This window comes from Bacteroidota bacterium (genome assembly GCA_018816945.1).
In the GTDB taxonomy this organism is placed as follows: domain Bacteria; phylum Bacteroidota; class Bacteroidia; order Bacteroidales.
Map to the genome: position 1 here is coordinate 53,233 of JAHIVC010000027.1, position 25,098 is coordinate 78,330.

The window sequence follows — 25,098 nt, forward strand, 5'->3', positions numbered from 1 at the left end:
GCTTTTTAAAATTTTACGATATTCATATTAATAATTCAACTAATTAAAACACCTTAAAATGGCAAATGATCAACTAATCAAAGGGGGTGAATTTTTATTGACGGAAGCCCAAGCTAATGAAACTTTTATTCCTGAAGAATTTGATGAAGAACAACGTATGATTGTTCAAACCTGTGAAGATTTTTTAGAAGCAGAGATCTATCCTAATCTTGATCGTATTGATGAAAAAGAAGCTGGTTTAATGCCTGGTTTATTGGCAAAAGCAGGAGAACTGGGACTGCTCGGAATTTCAGTACCTGAAGAATATAATGGATTTAATCAAAGCTTTATTACAAATATGAGAGCTAATGAAGCCATGGGCGCTGCCAATTCATTTTCGGTTGCATTTATGTGCCACACAGGTATTGGGACCTTACCTATTCTTTATTACGGTAATGAAGAACAAAAACAAAAATATGTACCTCAATTAGCCAGTGGTGAATTAAAAGCCTCTTATTGTTTGACTGAACCAGGAGCAGGATCTGATGCAAATTCAGGAACTACAAGAGCCGTATTATCTGAAGATGGAAAACACTATATTTTAAATGGCCAGAAAATGTGGATCACCAATGGTGGATTTGCTGATGTTCAAACTGTTTTTGCGAAAATTGATAACGATCGGGTTTTAAGTGCTTTTATTGTCGAAAGAGCTTGGGAAGGTGTAGTTATTAACCCGGAAGAAAAAAAAATGGGGATTAAAGGTTCATCTACTACCCAGATATTTTACAATGATGTCAAGGTTCCTGTTGAAAACCTTCTCGGAAAAAGAGGTGAAGGATTCCGTATCGCATTAAATATTCTACATATTGGAAGAATTAAATTGGGAGCTACCGTTATTGGAGCTGCCAAAAGCGCAATCAATCACTCGGTAAAATATGCCAATGAACGTAAACAGTTTTCGCAACCAATTTCTAATTTTGGAGCGATACAACATAAACTTGCCGAACAGGTAATCCAAACCTTTGTTACCGAATCTACGGTTTATCGTGCCAGTAAAGATGTAAATGATACAATTGAAGCTTACAAAGCTGAAGGAATGGCATATGGAGAAGCAAACATCAAAGGAACCGCTCAATTTGCAATAGAATGTGCATTGTTAAAAGTATTAGGTTCAGAAGCACTGGATTATGTTGTTGATGAAGCTGTTCAGGTTTTTGGCGGGATGGGATATTCTGCTGAAGGACCTGTTGATAAAGCTTATCGTGATTCAAGAATCAACCGGATTTTTGAGGGAACCAATGAAATTAACCGTTTGTTGATTGTTGATACCGTTTTGAAAAGATCGATGAAAGGCGAAATTAATTTATTCGAAGAAGCAAAAAAAGTAGTTGAAGCTTTAAACGATACTGTTAGCCATGAATTTGTCATTCAAAATTATTTTGAGGAAAAACGGGGATATATTAAAAACTTTAAGGACGCTGTTTTAATGGTATTGGGAGTTTCTTCCGAGCATTTCAAACGTAAGTTTGATCAGGAACAAGAAATTTGGATGAATATTTCAGATATGATTATTCAACTTTACGGATGCGAATCTACCATGTTAAGAGTAGAGAAATTTGAAAAAATGAAAGAAGACAGTGATGATAATGGTGACAGCAATGGAAAATTAAACCTTAATAAACTCATATTAGATGTAAATGTTTATGATGCTGCCGATCGTATTTATAAAGCCGGAGCCGATGCCATTAATTCATTTACAACAGGAAAACAGCAGCAATTGCTATTAAATGCACTTGCTAAATTCACACGGGTAGCACCTGTAAATGTTAAAGAGGCGCGAAAAGCAATTGCTTTAAAGCTCATCGACGATAACTGTTATAAATTCTAAGCTTACCAAATCTCATAAAAAAATCCCCCCGATATGATCGAGGGGATTTTTTTATTCACATATTATCATCACAATTTTAAAATTGCTTTTGAAATTACAATACGTTGAACCTGATTAGTCCCTTCGTAAATCTGACAAAGTTTCACATCTCGCATGATTTTTTCTACACCAAATTCAGTAGAATATCCATCCCCTCCCATTACCTGAACTGCATTTGTTGCAATTTCCATAGCTGCATCAGAAGCATAAAGTTTTGACATTGCGGATAATTTAGATGCAGATCTTACACCGTTATCATATTCCCATGCGGCTTTCCAAGTTACCATTCGCGCAGCTTCAAGCGAAGTAGCCATGTCGGCTAACATAAATCCTATAGCCTGATTAGATGCAATGGGTTTGCCAAATTGAATTCTTTTTTTCGACCAATCTCTTGAAATTTCGTAGGCTTCACGCGCTGCACCAACACTCAACGCAGCAACACCGGTACGAGTACGATCAAAAGTTTTCATGGCAAATAAAAAGCCGTGTCCTTCTAATCCCAACCTGTTCTCTATAGGAACCTCAACATCAGTAAAAATAATTTCATTTTGAACAGAAGCTTTTTGTCCCATTTTTTCTAAATGAGGTTTGATCTCTATACCCGGTAAATTAGAAGGAACCACAAAAGCAGTTAAACTTCTTGATCCTTTTTCAGGATCGGTTTGCGCAAAAACAGTGAAAAATGAAGCAACCTCACCATTGGTTATAAACCGTTTATGACCGTTCAGTATATATTTATCACCATGAAGTATTGCCGTGGATTTAATGCCCTGAACATCAGATCCGGCATTAGGTTCGGTTAAACAATAAGCCGCAACCGCCTTTTCTTCAACAATTTGTCCGAAAAACTTGTTCTGTTGTTGCTCGTTGGCAGCCAATAACATTGGAGTTAAAGCTAAGGTATTTGCATCAATACAAATTCCGATTCCGATACAAGCCGCACCTAATTCTTCGGAAGCCAATGCACTATCAAAAATATTAAATCCATTTCCACCAAATTTTTTAGGCATAGGGCCGTTCATGATCCCTTCGCCATATGCTTTCTTAACAATATCCCACGGAAATTCCGCTAACTTATCATACTTAAGACGCTCAGGCCTGATTACTCTATCGGCAAATTCACGGTATTTCTCAACGATTTGCTGCTGTTCATTTGTTAATGAAAAATCTATCATTTTTAAAAAGAATTATAGGTTAATTTTGATTTATTTTAGTATAAAACAGATAATCTTATGCACCTGTTAATGCCAGTTGTTACCTTGTTAACAAATATAAATAAATTTATCAAAATATCGATATATGAATAAAATTAAGTGTTGAAAACTGTCATAATACAACGATGATATATAATTATAAGCTAAATTTAAGCTCTAAAATTGTACAATAAATTGAAATCTATTTAATTATTAAGATAATGCAAAATTTTTCGTTTCACATCCCAACAAAAATAATTTTCGGGACTGGTAATATTTCTATGCTGCCATTAGAAATCCCAGATTCAACTACTTCAATTTTAATTGTTACGGATCAAAATTTACATCGAAACACAGGTATTATAAATCATATAAGAATGCTGTTATCAAATTACAATGTTTTTGTCTTTGATCAAATTGAAGAAAACCCATCCATTGAATCGGTGGATATTGGAGCTGATTTTGCCAAGAAACATTTTATCGATTTGATACTCGGTATTGGCGGTGGTTCAAGTATGGATGCAGCTAAGGGAATTGCTTTAACTGTGACAAATGATGTGCGTTTTGAATCATTCCTAAACGGAGAAGTTCCAATAAATCAACCTTTGCCCTTCATTTGTATACCAACCACTTCAGGTACCGGAAGCGAAGTGACACCTTTTGCTGTTTTTACCGATAAAGTTGATGAATCAAAGAAAGGATATTCACATCCAAGCATTTTCCCGTTAATTTCCGTTATTGATCCGGAGCTAACTTATTCTATGCCTGAAAGCGTTAGAATAAATACCGGGTTGGATGTGCTTGCTCATGCTTCAGAAGCCTATCTCTCATTAGATTCCAATATGCTAAATGATCAAATTGCTTTAGAAAGCGTCAGACTTGTAATTTCAAATTTACCTTTGGCAGTAAAAGGAAATCTATCCGCCATTAATTTAATGGCCTATGCTTCTGTATTGGCTGGTATTGCTATTACTCATGCCAGTACTATTTTGCCTCACATTATGGGCTATCCGTTAACTGTTTTTCATCAAATACCGCATGGTAAAGCAAGTATATTAACTCTTCCGGCATTTCTCGATTTCTTAGAGAAAATTGAGGAATCGGAACAAAAAGTAAGAAATCTGAAATCAATATTTAATTTAGGAGGAGGATTATCAGAATTTTTGAAAACCCTCGGTATTTCGCCTAAGTTAAGCGATTATGGAGTAAACGAAGAAGAAATTGACTTATTTATTGAAAAGACAATACATAAGGGCGACATCAAAATTACACCAGGTAATATTGATCGTAATATCGTTCGTAATCTTTATTATGATTCCCTATAATTATTTTGAAGATTATAACTTTAAACGAAATCCGAAATTCGCAAGAATGTATGAAATTGGTCTTTTGTCAACTCTAATATCATTGGCTGTCCAAAATGTAAATTCAGCATTTGCATGATTATAGGATGAATGCACAATCAAGCTCCACCCCTCCCTTATTTCATATTCTAAATCGAGTGAGATTTGATATACGAATGTATAATCTATGGCTGAAGTAATTTCGAAATATTCCGGTCCAAATAAAAAATACTTTGGTTTATTCAACTGGTAAGGAGTTTGAATATTCATCATGCCGGCATTTACACCTCCTTGTAGTTTAATTTTTTGGAGAATGGCTTTTTCATAAAAAACTCCACCCATCGCAGTAAGCGGAAGATATGGATCGGAACGAATGCTAATATCTGAAAGAAAAGGATCTGAAGCTACTTTGACCCATCCCAAACTCGCGACATCAACAGGATGAATTGATCCTCCAACCGAAATTCTCAAACCAAAAGGTGGCCTTGCCAACCAATTAATATTTAAAAGTACATTCCCTCCGGGTTTTGTAAAACTTCCTTCATTCAATATTTGCCCACTATATTTATCGATTGGCAGTGATAAGCCACTACTCACATCAATGGAAAATTTATTATTCTGACTAAATGCAGAGAAGCTAAATAGTAAAAAGAAGTATAATAAATAGTTTTTCATAGTTATAATCTAAAAAGGAATGGTATAAGGATAAAGGTTAACGACCACAATAGCCAACAGGATACCCATGATACCTATGAATAAGAAAAGATATCCGAGTGCTTTTTTCTTTTTCACGAACATGATAATTCCGATGATAAAAAATAAAATTGAAAAGATAAAAAGCTGGAGTATCATCATTTGCTTTTTTTGACAAAACTAATAAAAATTGATCGTATAAAATAACAGAACAAGTGGTAAAACAAAAAGAGGAATCTTTCCTTATCGGGATAAATTCCTCTTTTGTTATAAGCTATAAAAGTTTATTTCACTCTTTCCAAAAATTCAACTTCAAATAATAATGGTGCAAATGGTTGAATCATAGGAGGTCTTCCTGCTGGTCCGTATGCCAATTTTGATGGAACCAACCAAATTGCTTTGCCGCCAACGCGCATTAATTTAATAGCCTCATGCCATCCTTGTATGATTCCCGGTTTATCAACAGTAAATTCCAGAGGTTCATTTCTTGTAACGGACGAATCAATCGTATCATTATTGAGTGTGGTCAGGGTATAGTTTACTTTAACTTTATCACCACTTATTGGGATTTCTCCCGATCCTGCTAAAGTTTCAATAAAATATAAACCACTCTCAGTAGGACTCACGATATATTTTTTATCACTTAAATATTTTTGAATTGCTGCTTGTTCATCATCTGACAACTTCTTATTTTGAGCTTCATCTTTAGCAGCTTTCTCTTTTTGGAACACAGCCTTGTCTTTAATGTCAACGACCTCAATATCATAAACAAGTGGTGTGTATGGGCCTAATTGATCACCGGCTCCTTCTGCACCAAAAGCTAAACTTGAAGGAACAATGAAGGTTGCTTTTTCACCTACTCTCATTTGTCCAATGCCTTTATTAAAGCCTTTTGTGTCAAATTGGGTTCCATATTCAAAATCAATTAATTCACCTTTGGTATAGGTTGTGAATAAGGTATCTCCACTTGTAAACTTTAGAGTATAATTAATAAGTATAATTAAACCATTTGCTACTTTTTTGCCGGTTCCTTTTTTGGTTTGAATGAAGTATAAACCTTCTTCATCAGGTTGGATAGTAATATAATTCGCTTTTATATACTCTTCAATTAATCCGGGCTCTTTATTACGAATTGCTTCCATTTCAGCTTCCTTTTCCATATCTGCTTCTTCTCTGGTCTGAAATTTTTTCATTTTTATATTGAAGTAGATATAACTTGAACTATCAACATATGAAGGTAAACTAGGGGCTCCAGCGGTAATATAGAAAAATGAATCTGCTTTTATCGCAAATTCAGCACTATCGCCGATCGCCATCATGGCTATACACTCATAAACATCTCCGGCATATTGTGGCTCCTGCAAAATGAGTTGAAATGCCTGTGGGTTTTCATTACTGTTAAAAAGCATACTATCGCCTACTTTGTATGACATTCCCAGTGTGACAACATCTCCGGCTTTAGGAGATAAGGAACCGATTTTTTCGAAAAACTTATAATATATGCCGGAACTTGTTTTTTTATAGCCTTTAAACTGTGAGTTACAGGATACAGCTAAAAAAGCTATCATAAGTGAAAGGACGAGTACTAATTTTTTTTGTATCATTTGTTTATAATTGATTGTAAGAATTAAATGTATTTTGAACTCATTCTGAACGTGCGAAGATAATAAAATTAATATTTGTTGCCTAAGACTGGATGAACTGTTTTAAACAAATAATTAAAGTATTTCATCTTTATGATTTTCAAATAGTTTGATCATCCTTTCTATGGTTTTATCCATTGATTCATACGAATTTCCTCCTGCGGCTTTCTGATGCCCGCCCCCTTCAAAGTATTTTCGTGCAAATTCATTAACCGAAAAATCATTTTTTGAACGAAATGAAATACGAATTAACTTATCGCGTTCAGTCAATAATATTGCCACATTAACTTTATCTATCGAAAGTGCATAATTAACAATCCCTTCAGTATCGCCTACCTGATGATTAAACTTATTTAAATCTTTCTTATACAAATAGATATAGGCGATACCTAAATCAGCACGTACAACAAGTCGTTCATTCAAACAAAAACCAAGCAAATTAAGCCTATCTTCTGAAAATGTGTCATAAACTAACCTATGAATGCGCTCACCATCGACTCCTGCTTCGATTAAAGCCCCCGTAATATGATATGTCTTAGGTCGGTTACAAGAATAGCTAAAACTTCCTGTATCAGTCATTATCCCAACATATATCGCTTCAGCAATATTCATATTAATTAATCCTGTATCACCGGCTTGCGCGATGAGATCATATATTAATTCGGAGGTTGATGATGTTTCTATCGTTGAGTAAATCAACTCAAAATTTGTATCAGGTTCTAAATGATGATCAATCAGGATTTTTGTTCCGTTGAATTGTTCCAGAACACTTTTCATATCGCCTGTTCGGTATAATGCATTATAATCCAATGAGAAGATAGTTTCAGCTTCATCGATTAATTTTTGTGCTTTTTTTGCATCATCCTGATAGATAATTATCTCATCACTATTTGTCAACCAGTTTAAAAATGCGGGAAAAGCATTGGGAATGATAACACTGACATTATGTTCTTTTAATTTCAGGTACTCATATAATGCTAATGAGGATCCAATGGCGTCTCCGTCAGGATTTTTATGGCTTGTAATTACAATTTTTCCTGTTGTGCCGGCTAAATGGCCGATTATTTTATCTAAATCGTTGTATGTCAAGATAAATTATTAAAAAAGGTAAAGGTTTACTTTAGAATTTGTGTAAAAATACTACAAAATATTATATTATTTTCTGAAATAAATTATTCCTATTTTTGCTCTTACATATTAATGTTTACAGTATCATGAGAGGAAATAGAACTTTTACGATGATTAAGCCCACAGCGGTAAAAAAAGGTCATATCGGCTCGATTTTGGCCATAATTAATGATGCAGGTTTCAAAATCATTTCAATGAAATTTTTAAAGCTTTCGAAGGATCAGGCTCAACAATTTTATGCCATTCATAAAGAGAAACCATTTTATGCCGATTTGTGTACTTTTATGTCATCCGGCCCCATTGTAGCTGCCATCATAGAAAAGGATGATGCTGTAAATGCGTACAGAGAATTAATTGGTGCCACCAATCCTGCAAATGCCAAAGAAGGAACCATCAGAAAGCTATTTGCTACCTCTCTACAGGAAAATGCCGTTCATGGCTCTGACAGTGATGAAAATGCTGTAATAGAAGGGAATTTCTTCTTTTCTGATATTGAAAAGTTTTAATTATTCCTCAGGCAGGAATTCTTTAAAAGTATTATCTGAATAGAATATCACGATCTTACTGGCTTGTTTATTTGAATTAGAAGGAATTCTATTAGTAATAGGCTGTTTTCCAATTGTTTTTGCTTTATTTTCTGTCGGCTCCAACAATATTTTTTCAGAATCATTCTTTTCTTCTTTAATTATCGGAACAACTTCTTTTTGCTTTTCATGACCACTAAATAGATTGGTGTCATTTTCTTCAATAAGCATTTTACCTTTACCCATTATTAACCAATCTGCGTTAATATCAGGATATACTTTTAATAATTTTTGGATAAAATCCAGGCTTGGTTTATTTCTGCCTGACAGCACATGTGAAATACTGGATTTCTGAACTCCGATTTCTTCAGCAAATTTTGATGAATTAATTTTATAAAATCTAAGTATTTTATTGATCCGATCAGTCATGAGACAGGTGAATTTATTATACAAATGTAACAATAATTACTATAACATATGTAATTTTTAAATATTACATATGTTATCATATTTATCAAGCGCTTATCACATTCATAATTTACACTTAACAAACTATTATACAATCAATTAATCCTTTGTTAAAAATTAAAACAAAATTTGATGTTATAATAAAGTGTTACTTTAGATTTAATGTTTAAATCGTTGTTATTTAGACTATATAAATTTATATTATTGATAATTAATTGTAATATTGTGAAAATTCACAAATATTGACTAACTGGTTAATTCAATTAAAAACTTTACAAATGTAATATGTGTATTAGCTAATTGATAATTAGCATTATAATACCGTTAATTGACATGTGTCACAAATGTAAACTAATTATTATGGTTTCTTTAGATACAGCCCGATTATTGAAAGGAAATCATTTATCCCGATACGCTGCGCTATCGGGATTCGTTCATCTTACAGATTTCAATGCAATTCGTTTTTGAAATCTGAGTTTCACGAATAAAAAAAGCGCCATTACATATGACGCTTAGCTTTACCTTTTTATATTCCGCCTAGCTGGGGCATTTCGATATACTTCAACAAGTTCAGTTCAAGCTTTTCACTTCATGAAAAACTCAATGCCCTACTTAAGATGCACCCTGAGTGTTCTGCGAAGCAGAATATAATGAAGGGTACAATTAATAATCTTATAAATCGAAGCATGGACAACCAGCCTGCATGGCTGTCTGACAGGCCTGCTAGCGCTAGCAGGGAAACTGATGACTCTCTCTGAAAATATTTTCTATTTATATACCTTCATATATAATCTTCAAAAACTGCCCCAATTTACTAGGTTCAAGCCAACGGGTCACAATTACAATATCGTTTTTCTCGTCAATAATAATATTATTTCCGCCAAAACCGGAGGCATAATAAATATTGGCCGGCACCCCTTCCATACTCCGTGGGCCCTGGTTTAACCACCACATGTAACCATAACTTCCATAAGCTTTTGAAGGCTGCTGAACGGCTTTTACCCATGCTTTGGAAATGAGTTGTTTGCCCTGCCAATTGCCTTCCCTCAAAAAGAGTAAGCCAAATTTGGCATGATCGAGGGTATTGATAAAAAGTCCGCCGCCGGTATGGCCTCCCCCACTTACCGATTGCACCTTGATCCCATCCACGTTTACCCATGAAGTTTCGTAACCGAACCATCGCCAGGTTGAGGAAGCACCTATCGGATCCATGATTCGCTCTTTTAATACTTGTGGTAAAGGTTTACGCCAAACTTGCAACAATGCATAAGCGGTTGCATTCACGCGGACATCGTTGTATTTATAAACCGTTCCGGGTTCGTTTAATTTTCTGTATCTCCAATCATCAATTCCTCCTTCACGTGGTGGGCGATCGGCCCAATCATGCTGGCCAAACAAAGTACCCGACCAATCGGAAGACTGTGTCAACAAATAATCCCAGGTGATCTTCGAGTTATGTTCACCCTGAAAAGTTTCATCCCATACATAATCAATCACTTTATCGTTTACATTTTGGATTAAACCATCGCCGATAGCCAAACCTGCAACGGTTGAAAGGTAGCTTTTGGTTACACTAAAAGTCATGTCAACCCTATCCACATCGCCCCATTGAGCAATGATGTAGCCATTTTTTATGATAATTCCGGCAGGACCTCCTCGGTGTTTAGTTGGGCCAACGATGTTGATAAAAGGCTCGTTTTTAAATGATTCGTAAATGGCAATTCGCAAATCCACATTTCCGGAATATTCGTTGGCCTTAGCGAATGAAACTGCCTCATCAAGTTTTGCAGGGTTGATTCCAACTTCCTTTGGGCTCTTGGTTTCCCAGGTTTTGTTCTTTTCAGGATAATAAAGTTTTTGTGCGTTGAGAGTTGAAAAGATGAATAAGAATACTCCTGTCAGGATGAAGGACTGGAACCTTAGTTTTTTGATTAACATTTGCATGATGAAGTTGAATTTGAGGTTTATGAATAAGTAAGTAAATATAAATTGAATTCAACTAATAAAAAAGCAGATTGACGGGTTATCGACAAGGATCAAAATTAATCCCACCAATAATTTAACTTCCCGATAAAGAGAAAAAATAATTGTTTTATTATTTATTAAATAATTGAAAAAAATATAATTTCGTAAAAAAAATACAATATGCCATTTATCAATTTCAACAATATAAAAAGAGTTAAGGTATGGGACGGTATCACAGGAACTGTAGCTCATTCGGACTCAATGACCTTTGCCCGCTTAAGAATTAAAAAAGGGACCGTTTTGCAACCCCATTCGCATCCGCATGAGCAATGGACCCATTTATTGGAAGGCAGATTGTCGTTCACAATTGGTGATGAAACTCAGATTTTGGAACATGGAATGGCTGCTCATATTCCTTCAAATGTTCCTCATAAAATTGAGGCACTGACCGAGTGTTTTGTCATTGATTGTTTTACACCGGTTCGGGAAGAGTTTAAAAAGTTGGAGGTGATAGGTTAAAATGATTTGAGGTGTAGAACGTCATTCATTTCAAAAAAACCTTTTTTGTTTTGCATAAATTCGGCTGCTAAAACGGCACCCAATACAAATCCTTCCCTGCTTTTCGCCGAATGTGATAACTCTAGCGTGTCAAATGAAGATTCATATTTTATTTCATGAATTCCGGGGACTTCTCCCCTTCTGATTGCATTAATTCCAAGAATATCATTTGTAGAATGATCGGCGAGATTCCAACTATTCAAGCGATCGATATTATTGATAATGCCTTGTGCGAGCGTAATGGCTGTCCCACTGGGGCTGTCCAGTTTTTTGGTATGATGGATCTCCTCAATAGCAACACTGTAAGCCGGAAAAGTGTTCATGATTTTTGCCAACATTTTATTCAAAGCAAATAATACATTTACACCCACACTAAAATTAGATGCATACAAAAATCCCTTATTCTCACTGATACTGATTTGTTTCAGTTTAGCCAATTTATCGGTCCAGCCGGTTGTTCCGCTTATTACAGGAATATTTGCATTAAAACAATGCAGAATATTTGCGTATGCAGAAGTCGGATTCGTGAATTCAATGGCAACATCAACCTGCTCAGTATTCAGGTCGTGAATTTCTTCAAAATTATCCTGATCGATGATAAATTTAATTTGATGCCCACGATCCACTAAAACCCGCTCAATTTCGTGACCCATGCGGCCATATCCAATAATTGCAATATTCATTTCAAGTTTTTATGGGTGCATATTAATTTCCATGGGAACGTCTTCCAGGTGTGTACTGCAGTAGTCTGCAATTCCTTGTTCCGTGAGATCGGAAGAATAATAGGATTTTACCTTGTTTCGTAAATTATAGTATGACGTCATCACCTCACCATAAGCACCTGCCGATCTCAAAACGATTAAATCGCCCCTTTTAGTTTCAGGCAAATCGATTCCGCTTCCAAAGCTATCTGTCGATTCGCAAAGCGGACCTACTATATCGTAGGTTGCAGGTTCCGAATTTGAAGAAATGTTTTGGATTTTGTGATAAGCCTGATACAATGCAGGACGAATAAGTTCAGTAAATCCGGCATCTACAACCGCAAACTTTTTAGTGCCGCCATTTTTAACATACAATACTTTCGTAATTAAATTACCACATTGGCCAACGATTGATCTGCCCGGCTCCAAATGAACTTCCTGACCTGAACGCACTATCAAATTTTGTTCAATGGTTTGGATGAGTTTTTCAAAATCTGGGATGGGATTTTTATCAGGATTTTGATAATCAATACCTAAACCGCCCCCTAAATTGATGTGGTCAAAAATAAATCCTTTTGAATTAAACCAGTCCTGAATTTCATTTACCCTCAAACATAATTTTTTGAAAACATTTATATCCGTAATTTGAGAACCAATATGAAAGTGTAATCCGGTTATTTCAATTGCTTTAAAATCAAAAATAGAAGCTATTAATTCATCAAGCTCTTCCTGACTGAATCCAAATTTATTGGTTTGCATTCCGGTAGTGATGTAATGATGTGTTTTCGCTTCAACATTAGGATTGATGCGAATTGCAATATTAGCCACCTTATCCCGCTCTAGTGCAATTTCGTTGATTATTCTGACTTCCTGTAAGGATTCACAATTAAAAACTCCGATATTGTGATCCAGTGCCAAACAAATTTCCTCATCTGATTTTCCAACTCCTGCAAATACAATTTTTTGAGGATCAAAACCCAAGCGGATTGCTTGCAGTATCTCATTTCCGCTTACACAGTCGGCTCCAAAACCATGTTTCCTAATCATTTGTAATATAGGCTCGTTTACATTTGCTTTTAAGGCGTAGTGTATTTGATAGTTATTATGAAAAACAAGGCTTTTTAAGCGTAAGATCGTTTGTTCCAACTGATCTAAATCGTAAAAATAAAACGGTGTGGGTGTATCCTGAAATTTTTTGATTAATTCGTTGTTAAACATAAACGGCTGTTTTAAAAAGTGATTCACTTAAATAATTTAAAGCTTCTGATTTGTTATTGGTATCTATTAATAAGGTGATATTACTGTTGCTTGCGCCAAATGAAATCATTCGAATGGGGATATTTTTCAGTCCGGTTCCAACCAAACCAATCATTCCCTTTGTGTCCGCATGAAAGTTCCCGACAACACAAATGATGCTCTGATTCATTGTTACGGTCACTTCTCCCAATTTTTTTAATTTACTAACTATCTCATTTAAATACTGATCGTTATCAATGGTCATCGAAACGGCTACTTCAGAAGTGGTGACCATATCGATGGGTGTTTTGTAATCTTCAAATATCTCAAAAACCCGTCGTAAAAAACCATAAGCCATCAACATGCGAGCTGATTTTATTTTTATGGCAATAATTCCATCTTTTGCAGCTACTGCCTTTGCACCCCCTTCAATTTGATCATTTCCTATTCTTGTTCCAATGGCATCAGGAGCCATCGTATTTTTTATGAAGATGGGAATTTGATGCTGACGAACAGGCAAAATACAAGTTGGATGAAGAATCTTAGCGCCAAAATAGGCCAATTCTTCTGCTTCGCTGTATGAAAGTTGTTCGATAGATTGCGTTGATTCAACATACCTTGGATCATTATTATGCATACCATCAATGTCGGTCCAGATTTGAACATCTTCTGCATCAATGGCTGCACCAATAATTGTTGCAGAATAATCGCTGCCTCCCCTGCCCAGGTTGTCAATTTTGCCCTGAACATTTTTACACACATAGCCCTGGGTTATAAAAAATCGGGTATCCGGATATTGATCCAGTATTTCGATCAAATTTTCAGCAATATAATATTGATCAGGCTCGGCATTTCTGTCGGTTCTCATAAATTGTAAGGCTGAAATATTTTCAACCTTCAAACCCATCATATCTAAATAGGTAGTAAAAATGTGAGTGGTAACAAACTCACCCTGAACCAATAATTCCTTTTCGATTTCTAAAGAATAGTCTTGTTTTGCCAATTGAATGATATGATTAAAAAAATCTTCGATCCATTCATCCAAAAAATTAGCACAATTAAAATCAGCAAGCAGTTCATTTGACTCAAAAAGATATTTTGATTTCAACACCTGAATTAATCCCGTTGCAATGTAAGTTTCTTCTCTTTTCATAAATTCAGCCACCTTAACAAGTGCATTGGTTGTTCCCGACATGGCTGATAAAACAATGATGGCTTTTTGGTTTTTCTGAATAATATCTGCAACTTCCCGCAAACGCTGTGCTGATCCAACCGAGGTGCCTCCAAATTTACATACTCTCATCTCAATACTTTTGCTAATTAGTTTGTGGAGTTAATACTTCAGCATTTATCAATGCAAGTCGTTGTAGTTCTGCAGTATATATTCTTAAGCTTTCTTCTGAAGATAAAGGAGCCAAAGGCAACCTAAACCTGTTTTGGATCATTCCCATCAAATACAGCGCAGTTTTGGCTGGTATTGGATTCGATTCAATAAAGTTCAGGTTCATTAAATTTAAATATCGGTATTGGAGTTCCCTTGCCCGTTCAATATCGTTATTTAAGCAAGCATGCATTAATTCGCTGAATTTTCTTGGAAATACATTTGCAGCAACCGAAATACATCCTTCTGCTCCTAATGCGATCATTGGCATGGCAAGGGCATCATCTCCTGAATAAGCCATAAAGCCCTTGGGTCGTTGATTGATAATATCCATAACCTGTCCGATATTTCCCGATGCTTCCTTAATTGCCACAATATTTGGAAAATCATTCGCCAACCTCAGTACCAAATTTGGTGAAAGATTACTTCCGGTTCTGCCCGGAACATTGTAAAGAATGATTGGGAGATCAACATTTTCAGCAATATACTTGTAATGTTCATACATCCCCCGTTGATTTGGCTTGTTGTAATAGGGTGTAACGATCAATAAAGCATCCACCCCTTTTAGGGTTGCGACTTTTGAATTATGCAAGGTATGAGCTGTTGAGTTAGAACCGGTTCCGGCAATTACGGGAATTTGATGATTAACCCTTCTGACCACGAAGTCAATAATTTCAGCATATTCAAGCTCACTCATTGTACTGGCTTCGCCTGTTGTGCCGCAAACAACTATGCCATCTGTATTATTTTCCAGATGAAAGGTAATTAAGGTGTCTAGTGCTAAATAATCAATATCATCTGTTTCTGTGAAAGGAGTTACTAATGCAACTATTGAGCCTCTAAGATTTGAAATTCTGTTCATTTTATTTGTTTTTAATGAAACGGCAAAAATACCGGATGACGCTTTCCTAAATAAATATTTAATAAATATGTTCAAATATTTTTATATTTGTTTAATATTTAACAATATGTTATAAATAAGTATTATGTTAACAATATCTCAATTGGTTGATCGGATACTGGCCCAAAGACCTTTTTTAGAAGAAGTTATGTCAGAAGGTTTGGTAAACTTATCAGCAATGGCACGACAAATACAACCAGAAATTGAAACCGCACTTGGACGAAAAGTAAAAGAAGGTGCCATTCTGATGGCTTTAAAAAGATATTCCTCTCATTTGGATATTTCCCTAAATGTGAAACTTAAGAACTCTTTACAGCAAATGGGTGAAATTACAGTCCGTTCCAAGCTTTCCGATTATACCTATAAAAACTCCGATCGAATTGTTGAAAAACAAAAATCCTTATTGCTGATCATCGAGGATAAACGCGAATGCTTTTATACCTTTTCGCAAGGAATTTATGAAACAACCATGGTTATCAGCAGTTCGATGAGCAGTGAACTTGAAAATCTTTTCAAAACAGAACGTCTGGTTTCAAAAATAACTGACTTGTCGTCAGTTACTTTACGACTTCCTGAAAACAACACCAAAATGACCGGCCTGTATTATTTCATCCTTAAGAGAATAGCCTGGGAAAAAATAAATATCATTGAGTTAATATCAACCACCAACGAATTTACCATTGTAGTTGACGAACATGATGCTGCTTTAACTTTCAATGTATTAAAACAACTTAGCCAATAAATTTCTTCTTCAAAAGATACTCCATGATTTGAACTGCGTTGGTGGCTGCTCCTTTTCTGAGATTATCAGAAACGATCCATAGATTCAAAGATTTTGGCTGCGAAAAATCCCTTCGAATTCGTCCCACAAAAACTTCATCCTTTTCATGCGCGTTTATTGGCATTGGATAAACACTGCTTTTAGTATCATCCAAAACAATGATTCCCTCCTCTTTTTCAAGTAATGGCCTGATGTCGGCTAATTCATATTCATGTTCAAACTCGACATTGACTGATTCGGAATGACCGCCAACTAATGGAACCCGAACGGCTGTTGCTGTAACCTGAATACTATTATCACCTAAAATTTTCTTAGTTTCATTTACCAGTTTAAGTTCTTCCTTGGTATAATCCCCTTCACTAAAATCATCGCATTGCGGGATGCAGTTTTTATCGATTATGTGAGGATATTTTTTCGGTCCGTCAATTCCATTACGTTCATTTTCGAGCTGGTTTACAGCCAAAATGCCCGACCCTGTGATGCTTTGATAGGTGGAAACAACAACTCTTTTGATTTTGTATTTTTTATGTAAAGGTGCTAAAGCCAAAACCATCTGTATGGTTGAGCAATTTGGATTTGCAATTATTTTATCATTGATGGTTAATTCAGCGGCATTAATCTCAGGAACCACCAGTTTTTTATCCGGATGCATTCTCCATGCAGAAGAATTATCAATTACAAAAGTTCCATTGGCTGCGAAAGCCTCTGCCCACTTAAGGGAAGTTTCACCACCGGCAGAAAACAAGGCAACATCCGGTTTCTGATCAACAGCGTTCTGCATGGAAACTATGGTCCAGTCTTTTCCTTTGAAATTTATTTTTTTACCAACTGATTTTTCTGAAGCAACCGGAATTAACTCGGTAAATTGAATATTACGTTCATTGATTACTTCCAAAATTTTTCTACCGACGAGCCCAGTGGCTCCAACTACAGCTATTTTCATTTATTTCTTATTTTTTTGATTTGCAAAACTAAATTATTTTGAAATTAATTTTTATGTTCATTGTTTAAATTTATTTCCTCTTATTTGATGCACATCATAAGGTGTTTCCTGATAAAGGTAATAGTTGAGCCAATTTGAGAATAAAAGGCTCCCATGGCTTCTCCAATTTACAATGGGCTTTTTTGTCGGGTCATCATCCGGAAAATAGTTTTCAGGGACAGTTATATTCATTCCTTTTTTGAGATCCCTCTCGTATTCTGTTTGCAATGTCAAAAGATCGTACTCAGAATGACCTGTAACAAAAATTCTGCTTTTATTTTTAGCAGCTACGATATAAATTCCAGCTTTTTCGGAATCTGAAACTATTTCCAACTCATTCACCTTATCAATATCGGCTCTTTTAATCTCTGTATTACGCGAATGAGGTACCGAAAAAACATCGTCAAATCCTCTGATGATGGGATATTCACGATTACAAACCTGATGCTTATAAACCCCAAATAATTTTTCATCGAGTCGGTGTTTCGGAATTCCATAATGATGATACAGGCCGGCTTGAGCGGCCCAGCAAATATAAAGTACAGAAGTCACATTTTCAGATGCCCAATCCATAATCCCCTTCATTTCGTCCCAATACAACACCTCTTTAAAATCCATTTGTTCAACAGGTGCTCCGCTCATGATCATGCCGTCGTATTTATCATTTTTGATCTCATCAAAAGTTTTATAAAACTGATTAAGATGATCGGCTGAAGTATTTTTCGAATTATAAGTACTGGTTTTGATCAAATCTATTTCTACTTGAAGAGGTGTATTTGAGAGCAAGCGAAGAATATGTAGTTCTGTCTCAATTTTGAGTGGCATCAAATTTAAAACTGCCACTCTCAGCGGTCGAATATCCTGCGCCAGTGCTCTTTCTTCCGGCATTACAAAGATATTTTCGCTGATCAAAATATCTTTAGCCGGTAATAAATCAGGAATTTTTATAGGCATGGCTTATTCTCTTTTCGAGGTTTTGAAAAAGGCTTGCTCAAAATCACGAATAATATCATCGATATGCTCGATGCCAACACTGACCCGTAAAAGGGTTGGCAAAACTCCAGCAGCCAATTGTTCCTTCCCGCTCAACTGTTGATGGGTAGTAGCAGCCGGTTGAATAATAAGTGTTTTGGCATCACCAACATTTGCCAGGTGGCTTACCAATTCTAATTTCTCAACAAATTTGCTCGCCTTTTCTTTGCTCCCTTTAATTGTAAAGGAGAGTACTCCTCCAAATCCATTCTTAAGATATTTTTTAGCCAAAGTATGTCCCGGGCTTTTTTCCAATCCCGGATATAAAACAGTATCGACCCAATCCTGATTATCCAGCCACTGTGCAAGTTTTAAGGTATTGCTGCAATGACGTTCCATTCTTAATGAAAGCGTTTCCAATCCTTGCAAGAGTAAAAATGAATTAAACGGGCTGATTGAACTACCCAAGTCCCTCAGACCTTCAATTCTGGCTCGAACAATAAAAGACAGTTCCTTTAATGCTTCCCAATAAACCAGGCCATGGTATCCTTCTGATGGTTCTGTAAATTGAGGAAATTTACCATTGCCCCAATCAAAATTTCCACCGTCAACAATTACACCTGCAATGCTGGTACCATGTCCTCCAATCCATTTTGTGGCTGATTCGACAACGATATTTGCTCCATATTTTATTGGACTGCAAATATATCCACCCGCTCCGAATGTATTATCAACTATTAAAGGAATGCCATGTTTTTTACCCAATGCTGCCAATTTTTCAAAATCGGGAATGGTAAAGCCCGGATTGCTGATGGTCTCAAAATAAAGGGCTTTAGTATTTTTATCTATTAGTTTTTCAAAATCTTCCGCATTTTCGGAAGCCGCAAAACGGCTTTCAATTCCATACTGCTTGAAAGTAACTTTAAACTGATTGAAGGACCCTCCATACAAATATGGTGAAGTCACAAAATTATCTCCAACTCTCAAGATATTTGAAAGCGCAATAAACTGAGCAGCATGACCTGAGCTAACTGCCAAAGCTCCAACCCCACCCTCAAGAGCTGCAATTCTTTTTTCAAAAACGTCAGTGGTTGGGTTCATAATCCGGGTATAAATATTTCCTTCTTCTTTTAACTCAAAAAGATTAGCAGCATGTTCCGAATCTTTAAATAGATATGAAGTTGTTTGGTACAAAGGTACCGCACGACTTAGTGTTGTAGCATCAACTACCTGCCCGGCGTGTACTTGTAATGTATCAAAATGTAGATTTATAGTTTTCATTCTTAATTTGTTTTAGTGAAAAATGTGTCATGAATTTTTGTGATGGCGGTTTTTTCGTGGTTTTTATCTATTACCAGATAGCAAACAACGTCTGACCCGCCCAACGTACTCATTAAAACGTTGATGTTTTCGTCAGCCAGCGATTTAAAAATTTTATAACCAATTCCAGGATGCTCCAAAATACCCTGACCAACAACTGCAACAACGGCAATGTCTTTGACCGGGATAACTTCATTTACTTCATCCAGGGCCAATGCATTAATTATTTTATCTGATTTTTTTAAGTCTTTAGCAGATAATAAAAAGTTGATGGCAATTTGGGATGTGATTACTGATTTAATATTAATATCGGCATCATTTAAGCTTGTTGTGATTGTTGCCAGAATACCAGGTTTATAGCCAAGTCCCGGGCCTTTCAGTTTAAGCACGGAAAATTCCCTGCTTGAAGTAATACTCTTTACAATTCCGCTTACTTCTGAATCAGAAGCATTTATATGAGTCAAGGGTTCCAGGCTTCCGTTTAGTGCACCAATATCGAACAAGCGAATTGGAATATTGGTATTTATGAGAGGTTCGATCGTTCTGGGATGCAATATATTAGCCCCAAAATAAGCCAATTCAGCCGCTTCCGAATAAGACAAATGACCAATGCGTACCGGATTATTTACCACCTTTGGATCTGCCGACATGAACCCATTCACATCTTTCCAAACGTCTAAAGATTTGGCATGAACCAATCGTGCAATTGAAGCTGCTGAATAGTCAGTTCCGCCGCGTCCCAATAAATTTACTTTTCCTTGCGATGAGATTCCATAAAACCCGGGCACTACATAAACTTGATCCTGACTAAAAACCTGCTCCAGATCAGTTGTACAATTTGCAAAATCGATGCTGGCATCTCCATATCTGTCATTCGTTCTTAATCCTATTTGTGCAGGAAGAACCTCATTACTGACAATTCCGTTATTATTGAAAATCGCATTGATTATTGATGAACTAAGGCGCTCGCCATAGCTTAAAATCTTGTCGGATAAAAAATCGGGAGTTTCACCAATATAAGCTACCCCGTAAAGATATTTTTCCAGTTCATCAATCAAGGTTTCGATTTCTGTTTTAGCTTCCTTTAACGAATTTTTATCAGAGATATAATGCTCCAGTATTTGAAATTTATAAGCCCTTATTTTAGCTATTTGCGATTTTACATTCTCTTGCTTGTTCAGAACATCTTCCAATATCCCGATAAGCGAATCAGTAATTCCAAAAAATGCCGAAACAACAATAATTACAGGCTTTTCGTATTGATCAATAATTTTGATGATCTTTGATAAACTGTTAATATCCGTCAAGTTTGATCCGCCAATTTTTATAACAATTTTTTGCGTCATTAAGATAAATTTTAAATATTTTTATATGGATTGTTGGGCACTTGCTGAGCAGGGCATGATGAAGATAATCTCAAATCTGGTACTAAACAGACTTGATCCGGGCCATGCACATAGACATTTCGGACCTGGTAAAATGATTACCTAAAAATGTTGAATGTAAAAGATTAAATGTTGTCATTACTTTCGTGTTTGTTTATCATTTCCCACAACTTTGCGGGTTAGGTTTTAGCACCTTTTCCAATACTTAGAAGGTTGCTAGAGGTTCGTTGAGCCTAATCTCTCCCCTCTTCTCTATAACTAAACACCTATTTTTTCGGACAGGAGTTTTAAATAGTGATTGCAAAATTATAATTAAAATTTAAAAAACAAATAAAAAAAATAAAAAAATTGAAATCAGATTTCGGAAAATTATCTTCCTAATCCCAAATACCTGTAATGCCAAGGCTCAGAGATGTATCCTGACTTTTCAGTGTTATTTTCAGTATAAGATTGATAAAACCCAAACTTTTTTGCATTTTCTATCATCCATTTACCTTCTTTAGTGGAAGCAAATCCCTCCTCTGAATTTAACTCGGGTACAAATGAACCAACATCAATGGTCGTCCCCAATTGATGTTCACTATGTCCGGGCTTAGCAACGATATTTTGATTTATGCCATTCTTTGCTATAGCATTTAGGTACATTAATCTTTGCTTATCAAACGATCGGTAAGCGTATAAAATCTTGAGGGAGTAACCGGCTTTTCGGGCTTCAGCAAACATTTTATCGACAGCCTTTGCCGCATCCTTTCTTAAATAATTTGGACGGTCGCCTGAATGATAGTTCCAGTTTTGGTTAATTTTTATCAAATCATCAGGCTTATAATCTTTTGATAATGGAGTATCAATATCTACGTTTTCATTTCCAATTGTGAGATTCTTTTTTTTAGATCCATTTTTTACTTTTTTGAGAAGAAGTTGAACAGGAAGATAATATTCAGTATTATCAATCTTGAATTTAATTACTTCACCTTGAGTAGTCTCAATTAGCTTACCGTCAATCTCCTTTGGGTAAACCAGCTTAACTGACATATCTTTTTTTATCAACTCATTGGTAAAATAAGGACTAATATTATCCGGCAAAATAATCCAAGTATTTTTAAACAGATTTTGGGGAAGTATGAAATTTATTACCAAAAGAATCAGAATAAATATTACTATCTCTAAAAATCTTAGTTTCTTCTTATTCTTTGATTTCACAAATTTTATAATTTGAATTCGCGAAAATAGATAAAATAAGTCTCCAACCCATATTTTGACAATATTAATCAAACAATTCCTCGTGGCTTGCCGCGAGGTTTTCTAATACTCTCCCCTGAATATCAGGGGACCTGCATCGCCGTCAGGCAGGGATGTCAGTCAAAAGACTGACAGAGGGGTGAACTAGTGAATTAAAACAAATCATGGAAAATGCTTCAGCCATATCACAATTTGTATTAAAAAATTTTCATCCGATATTCATCACAAATATTTAATATTAAAAAAGAATAATTTGTATTTGTTTTTTTAAAATCTTGTTTTATTTTGCAGCATGATTATTTTAAAATAAATTATGACATTCCGCAAAAAAATTGCAAACATAGAAAACCTTCCGGACAACGTACTGGAAGCACTTCAGGAGAAATACCCTGAGGGATGGGAGGGCCAGACAACAAAAATAACCAATGCAAAAGGTGAGTATTTTCGTGCAATTACGCTAGATTTTGAAGATATTTCTTATTTAATTAAGGTGCCTATTGAAATTGATTCGGTTAATTACTGGGAAAAAGACGACGATTTAGATGAAATTGTTGAAAAAATAGCTGACAAAAGCATTGAAAAGGAATTGGAGGAAGAGGTATCTGATGAAGACGAAGATGTGGATGAAAAAAAAGATGATGACGATGACGACGATGTGGACGATGATGATGAGGACGAGGACGGAGAAGACGAAAATTAATCTATAATATAATCAAGCAACCCGAACATTTCCAGGTAGATAAGGGTTAAAATCATTTATTAAGCATTAAGCTAAAGCTTTTTATTAGCACATCAATGAAGACATAAGCTAATTTACGTGGCTTTGTTTCTGTGGTAGCTTTTTCACTGACGATATTCTTATCTTTTGCCATTTCTGTTAATAATAATGATTCATTCCCAATGCTGGAGGAAGATGATTTTATTAAAACATTTATCGTATCCGAAAGGTTATCGTACCATTTCATTAAGCAACTGGTATCTTTTGCGATACGCTGAGAATCCTTAACCCTTTTCACAAATTGACTCTTGTGCTCAATTTCACTGATGCTTTCACCGGCTTGATTATTTATAGGATAAAATGAGGCGCAAATAAAAATGAGCGTAATTTTTAAAATGGTCCTAATATTAATCGTTTTCATGTCTTGCAGTTTTTGATTCAAAGATAGTTCAATCAATACTGAGCCACGGTTAACATTAAGTTAATAAATGTTATTAAGTGTTAATTGTTGGGATGGAATTTTATGGTAATGTTAAAGTACTTAGCTAAGATGATCAGTTATTAGCTTTCAGCCTATTTAACCTTATGATTTCAAAAACATTTTTTAAAAGTATTACAATAACGATAAGATTTATCAGAATTAAAGTGGCATTTAAAATATCAGCAATACTCCAGATGGTTTCTACTTGCATAAAACCCAATAGTATAACCAAGCTAAACATCCATCTAAATATTTTTTTAAAATTACTACCCCAAATAAATGCGAAACACTGTTCTCCGTAAAAACACCAGGCAATTAATGTTGAATATCCAAATAAGAATGACGAAAGGAGAATTAGCAATCCTCCATATTCTCCGAATTGGGTATTGAATGCCAAAGTAGTTAATGCAGTTGAAGTAAGTCCGCTCGTCCATACACCAGTAACTAATATGGCCATTATTGTTGCAGATGAAATGATGGTATCAATAAAAACGCCAAACATACTCACCAGGCTCTGATGATAAATATTATCGACCCTCGCTGCACTGTGCATCATGGGTGAACTCCCGGTTCCGGCTTCATTTGAATAAAATCCTCTAGCAATTCCATAGCGAATCACCATCATCACTGTAGCACCGGCAAATCCACCGCTTGCACTACTGGCTGTGAATGCATTATTAAGCATAAGGGTAAGTACTTCCTTTATAAGACCAATCCTAGCGAATATAATAATTAAGATTAAACTGATATAAATAAGAATCATTAGTGGGGTTATTTTTTCAAGTACACGTGCAATTGTTTTTAATCCACCAATTACAACCATCCAAGTGAGAAATGCCAATATCATACAAAAAGGAAATTGTACCGGTATCCAGCTGGGAATCCAGGAAACATCTACAATTGAAACCGCCGCCAGAGAGATAGAGTTTGATTGCACCAGAGAGGTTCCAAATAGGGTTTTAAGGCCCATAGCTAAGGAAAAAGCAACTGCCAACCACTTTATTTTTAACACTTTTTGAATATAGTACATCGGACCTCCGCTATAGGTCCCATCTTTATCCTTTATTCTGTATTTCAGTGCTAGCAATGTTTCAATAAAAACGATGATCATTCCAATAAAGGCACCTACCCACATCCACAATAAAGCTCCCGGTCCACCCATAAATACAGCCGTTGCAGCACCAGCTATATTTCCGTTTCCAACCATTCCCCCAAGTGCACCAAACAAAGATTGAAGGGGTGAAATATTTCCTTTTCCTACACCAGTTCTGGTTTTGTAGGTAAGTTTGGCTGCTTTAAAAAAAGTCCTAAATTGAAGTCCTTTGAGACGTATCGTAAAATAAATTCCAACCGAAAATAAAACGATAATCATGGGATATGACCACAGCCAACTCGCAGCCTGCTGTATTAATTCAGCTCCTTTATCAAACATCATAAAATAATGTTAAGTATATACCATTATGGAAGCTATCGTTGTAGAGAAACCTAAAATCCGTGGATAAAAAATAGAGATTGGCATTTCTATAAAATATTTTACCCACCAAATGTAAAAAATCCTGTGAATCAATCACAGGATTTTA

Annotated in this window: 24 protein-coding genes and 1 riboswitch; of the genes, 6 read left to right on the plus strand and 18 right to left on the minus strand. The window is 35.6% G+C overall.

From position 1 onward, the window contains the following. Positions 1–58: 58 nt before the first annotated feature. Positions 59–1,867, plus strand: coding sequence for an acyl-CoA dehydrogenase family protein (locus KKG99_05310; GenBank protein MBU1012403.1), 1,809 nt, complete (start codon positions 59–61; stop codon positions 1,865–1,867). A 68-nt stretch (positions 1,868–1,935) separates the two neighbouring features. Here KKG99_05310 and KKG99_05315 read toward each other — a convergent pair whose 3' ends face one another. After that, positions 1,936–3,081, minus strand: coding sequence for an acyl-CoA dehydrogenase family protein (locus tag KKG99_05315; protein ID MBU1012404.1), 1,146 nt, complete (start codon positions 3,079–3,081; stop codon positions 1,936–1,938). Positions 3,082–3,320: 239 nt separating this feature from the next. Between KKG99_05315 and KKG99_05320 the strand changes: the two genes are divergently transcribed. Continuing rightward, complete coding sequence (locus KKG99_05320) at positions 3,321–4,424, plus strand: iron-containing alcohol dehydrogenase (protein ID MBU1012405.1); 1,104 nt, start codon at positions 3,321–3,323, stop codon at positions 4,422–4,424. Between the two features lie 12 nt (positions 4,425–4,436). On the opposite strand, the gene KKG99_05325 is transcribed toward KKG99_05320, so the two are convergent. The 4 genes from KKG99_05325 to KKG99_05340 form a co-directional block, all read right to left on the minus strand. After that, the gene (locus KKG99_05325; protein ID MBU1012406.1) at positions 4,437–5,117 is read right to left on the minus strand and encodes a hypothetical protein; all 681 of its coding nucleotides are present in this window, start codon (positions 5,115–5,117) and stop codon (positions 4,437–4,439) included. A 9-nt stretch (positions 5,118–5,126) separates the two neighbouring features. Then, positions 5,127–5,297, minus strand: a complete 171-nt coding sequence (locus KKG99_05330) for a hypothetical protein (protein MBU1012407.1) — start codon at positions 5,295–5,297, stop codon at positions 5,127–5,129. 122 nt (positions 5,298–5,419) lie between these two features. After that, positions 5,420–6,739 (minus strand): FKBP-type peptidyl-prolyl cis-trans isomerase, encoded by a 1,320-nt coding sequence (locus KKG99_05335; protein MBU1012408.1) that lies wholly within the window; start codon positions 6,737–6,739, stop codon positions 5,420–5,422. A gap of 114 nt (positions 6,740–6,853) precedes the next feature. Then, positions 6,854–7,867 (minus strand): DHH family phosphoesterase, encoded by a 1,014-nt coding sequence (locus tag KKG99_05340; protein ID MBU1012409.1) that lies wholly within the window; start codon positions 7,865–7,867, stop codon positions 6,854–6,856. Positions 7,868–7,992: 125 nt separating this feature from the next. Here KKG99_05340 and KKG99_05345 point away from each other — a divergent pair, with 125 nt between their 5' ends. Then, positions 7,993–8,412 (plus strand): nucleoside-diphosphate kinase, encoded by a 420-nt coding sequence (locus KKG99_05345; GenBank protein ID MBU1012410.1) that lies wholly within the window; start codon positions 7,993–7,995, stop codon positions 8,410–8,412. Here the strand turns inward: KKG99_05345 and KKG99_05350 are convergent, their stop codons facing one another. After that, entirely contained in the window at positions 8,413–8,859 is a 447-nt protein-coding gene (locus KKG99_05350) for a helix-turn-helix domain-containing protein (protein MBU1012411.1), read from the minus strand. It abuts the gene before it with no gap. An 810-nt stretch (positions 8,860–9,669) separates the two neighbouring features. After that, entirely contained in the window at positions 9,670–10,836 is a 1,167-nt protein-coding gene (locus KKG99_05355) for a beta-lactamase family protein (GenBank protein ID MBU1012412.1), read from the minus strand. A 207-nt stretch (positions 10,837–11,043) separates the two neighbouring features. On the opposite strand from KKG99_05355, the gene KKG99_05360 reads away from it, so the two are divergent. Further along, positions 11,044–11,382: a cupin domain-containing protein gene (locus KKG99_05360; GenBank protein MBU1012413.1), complete on the plus strand. Its 339-nt coding sequence runs from the start codon at positions 11,044–11,046 to the stop codon at positions 11,380–11,382. On the opposite strand, the gene dapB is transcribed toward KKG99_05360, so the two are convergent. From dapB to dapA, 4 genes are read right to left on the minus strand one after another with little or no spacing between them, the layout of a single operon-like run. Further along, a complete protein-coding gene (gene dapB, locus KKG99_05365) occupies positions 11,379–12,104 on the minus strand; it encodes a 4-hydroxy-tetrahydrodipicolinate reductase (protein MBU1012414.1) in 726 nt (241 codons plus the stop codon). The genes KKG99_05360 and dapB overlap by 4 nt on opposite strands. Before the next feature lie 9 nt (positions 12,105–12,113). Then, on the minus strand, positions 12,114–13,340 hold the full coding sequence (gene lysA, locus KKG99_05370; protein ID MBU1012415.1) for a diaminopimelate decarboxylase: 1,227 nt from the start codon (positions 13,338–13,340) through the stop codon (positions 12,114–12,116). After that, entirely contained in the window at positions 13,333–14,661 is a 1,329-nt protein-coding gene (locus KKG99_05375) for an aspartate kinase (GenBank protein ID MBU1012416.1), read from the minus strand. The genes lysA and KKG99_05375 overlap by 8 nt, the downstream gene beginning before the upstream one ends. Before the next feature lie 13 nt (positions 14,662–14,674). Beyond that, positions 14,675–15,601, minus strand: coding sequence for a 4-hydroxy-tetrahydrodipicolinate synthase (gene dapA, locus KKG99_05380; protein ID MBU1012417.1), 927 nt, complete (start codon positions 15,599–15,601; stop codon positions 14,675–14,677). Positions 15,602–15,725: 124 nt separating this feature from the next. On the opposite strand from dapA, the gene KKG99_05385 reads away from it, so the two are divergent. After that, on the plus strand, positions 15,726–16,382 hold the full coding sequence (locus tag KKG99_05385; protein ID MBU1012418.1) for an aspartate kinase: 657 nt from the start codon (positions 15,726–15,728) through the stop codon (positions 16,380–16,382). Here the strand turns inward: KKG99_05385 and KKG99_05390 are convergent. From KKG99_05390 to KKG99_05410, 5 genes are all read right to left on the minus strand, one after another. Beyond that, on the minus strand, positions 16,372–17,364 hold the full coding sequence (locus KKG99_05390) for an aspartate-semialdehyde dehydrogenase (GenBank protein ID MBU1012419.1): 993 nt from the start codon (positions 17,362–17,364) through the stop codon (positions 16,372–16,374). The two genes, KKG99_05385 and KKG99_05390, sit on opposite strands and share 11 nt — an antisense overlap. A 57-nt stretch (positions 17,365–17,421) precedes the next feature. Beyond that, entirely contained in the window at positions 17,422–18,357 is a 936-nt protein-coding gene (gene metA, locus KKG99_05395; protein MBU1012420.1) for a homoserine O-succinyltransferase, read from the minus strand. 3 nt (positions 18,358–18,360) lie between these two features. Continuing rightward, a complete protein-coding gene (locus tag KKG99_05400; GenBank protein ID MBU1012421.1) occupies positions 18,361–19,656 on the minus strand; it encodes an O-acetylhomoserine aminocarboxypropyltransferase/cysteine synthase in 1,296 nt (431 codons plus the stop codon). Between the two features lie 2 nt (positions 19,657–19,658). Next, positions 19,659–21,041, minus strand: a complete 1,383-nt coding sequence (locus tag KKG99_05405) for an aspartate kinase (protein ID MBU1012422.1) — start codon at positions 21,039–21,041, stop codon at positions 19,659–19,661. A 190-nt stretch (positions 21,042–21,231) separates the two neighbouring features. Continuing rightward, positions 21,232–21,341, minus strand: a riboswitch (SAM riboswitch). 108 nt (positions 21,342–21,449) lie between these two features. After that, on the minus strand, positions 21,450–22,280 hold the full coding sequence (locus tag KKG99_05410) for a M15 family metallopeptidase (GenBank protein ID MBU1012423.1): 831 nt from the start codon (positions 22,278–22,280) through the stop codon (positions 21,450–21,452). A gap of 352 nt (positions 22,281–22,632) precedes the next feature. Here KKG99_05410 and KKG99_05415 point away from each other — a divergent pair, with 352 nt between their 5' ends. After that, positions 22,633–23,019: a hypothetical protein gene (locus KKG99_05415; GenBank protein ID MBU1012424.1), complete on the plus strand. Its 387-nt coding sequence runs from the start codon at positions 22,633–22,635 to the stop codon at positions 23,017–23,019. 52 nt (positions 23,020–23,071) lie between these two features. Here KKG99_05415 and KKG99_05420 read toward each other — a convergent pair whose 3' ends face one another. Both KKG99_05420 and KKG99_05425 read right to left on the minus strand, forming a co-directional pair. Further along, positions 23,072–23,458: a hypothetical protein gene (locus KKG99_05420; GenBank protein ID MBU1012425.1), complete on the minus strand. Its 387-nt coding sequence runs from the start codon at positions 23,456–23,458 to the stop codon at positions 23,072–23,074. Between the two features lie 133 nt (positions 23,459–23,591). After that, positions 23,592–24,953 carry an amino acid carrier protein gene (locus tag KKG99_05425; protein MBU1012426.1) on the minus strand — a complete coding sequence of 454 codons (1,362 nt, stop codon included), beginning with the start codon at positions 24,951–24,953 and terminating at the stop codon, positions 23,592–23,594. Positions 24,954–25,098: the final 145 nt, after the last annotated feature.

Coding starts and splice junctions, on each gene's coding strand:
- KKG99_05310 (MBU1012403.1), top strand. CDS start 59: ATGGCAAATGATCAACTAATCAAAGGGGGTGAATTTTTATTGACGGAA.
- KKG99_05315 (MBU1012404.1), bottom strand. CDS start 3,081: ATGATAGATTTTTCATTAACAAATGAACAGCAGCAAATCGTTGAGAAA.
- KKG99_05320 (MBU1012405.1), top strand. CDS start 3,321: ATGCAAAATTTTTCGTTTCACATCCCAACAAAAATAATTTTCGGGACT.
- KKG99_05325 (MBU1012406.1), bottom strand. CDS start 5,117: ATGAAAAACTATTTATTATACTTCTTTTTACTATTTAGCTTCTCTGCA.
- KKG99_05330 (MBU1012407.1), bottom strand. CDS start 5,297: ATGATGATACTCCAGCTTTTTATCTTTTCAATTTTATTTTTTATCATC.
- KKG99_05335 (MBU1012408.1), bottom strand. CDS start 6,739: ATGATACAAAAAAAATTAGTACTCGTCCTTTCACTTATGATAGCTTTT.
- KKG99_05345 (MBU1012410.1), top strand. CDS start 7,993: ATGAGAGGAAATAGAACTTTTACGATGATTAAGCCCACAGCGGTAAAA.
- KKG99_05350 (MBU1012411.1), bottom strand. CDS start 8,859: ATGACTGATCGGATCAATAAAATACTTAGATTTTATAAAATTAATTCA.
- KKG99_05355 (MBU1012412.1), bottom strand. CDS start 10,836: ATGTTAATCAAAAAACTAAGGTTCCAGTCCTTCATCCTGACAGGAGTA.
- KKG99_05360 (MBU1012413.1), top strand. CDS start 11,044: ATGCCATTTATCAATTTCAACAATATAAAAAGAGTTAAGGTATGGGAC.
- dapB (MBU1012414.1), bottom strand. CDS start 12,104: ATGAATATTGCAATTATTGGATATGGCCGCATGGGTCACGAAATTGAG.
- lysA (MBU1012415.1), bottom strand. CDS start 13,340: ATGTTTAACAACGAATTAATCAAAAAATTTCAGGATACACCCACACCG.
- KKG99_05375 (MBU1012416.1), bottom strand. CDS start 14,661: ATGAGAGTATGTAAATTTGGAGGCACCTCGGTTGGATCAGCACAGCGT.
- dapA (MBU1012417.1), bottom strand. CDS start 15,601: ATGAACAGAATTTCAAATCTTAGAGGCTCAATAGTTGCATTAGTAACT.
- KKG99_05385 (MBU1012418.1), top strand. CDS start 15,726: ATGTTAACAATATCTCAATTGGTTGATCGGATACTGGCCCAAAGACCT.
- KKG99_05390 (MBU1012419.1), bottom strand. CDS start 17,364: ATGAAAATAGCTGTAGTTGGAGCCACTGGGCTCGTCGGTAGAAAAATT.
- metA (MBU1012420.1), bottom strand. CDS start 18,357: ATGCCTATAAAAATTCCTGATTTATTACCGGCTAAAGATATTTTGATC.
- KKG99_05400 (MBU1012421.1), bottom strand. CDS start 19,656: ATGAAAACTATAAATCTACATTTTGATACATTACAAGTACACGCCGGG.
- KKG99_05405 (MBU1012422.1), bottom strand. CDS start 21,041: ATGACGCAAAAAATTGTTATAAAAATTGGCGGATCAAACTTGACGGAT.
- KKG99_05415 (MBU1012424.1), top strand. CDS start 22,633: ATGACATTCCGCAAAAAAATTGCAAACATAGAAAACCTTCCGGACAAC.
- KKG99_05420 (MBU1012425.1), bottom strand. CDS start 23,458: ATGAAAACGATTAATATTAGGACCATTTTAAAAATTACGCTCATTTTT.
- KKG99_05425 (MBU1012426.1), bottom strand. CDS start 24,953: ATGATGTTTGATAAAGGAGCTGAATTAATACAGCAGGCTGCGAGTTGG.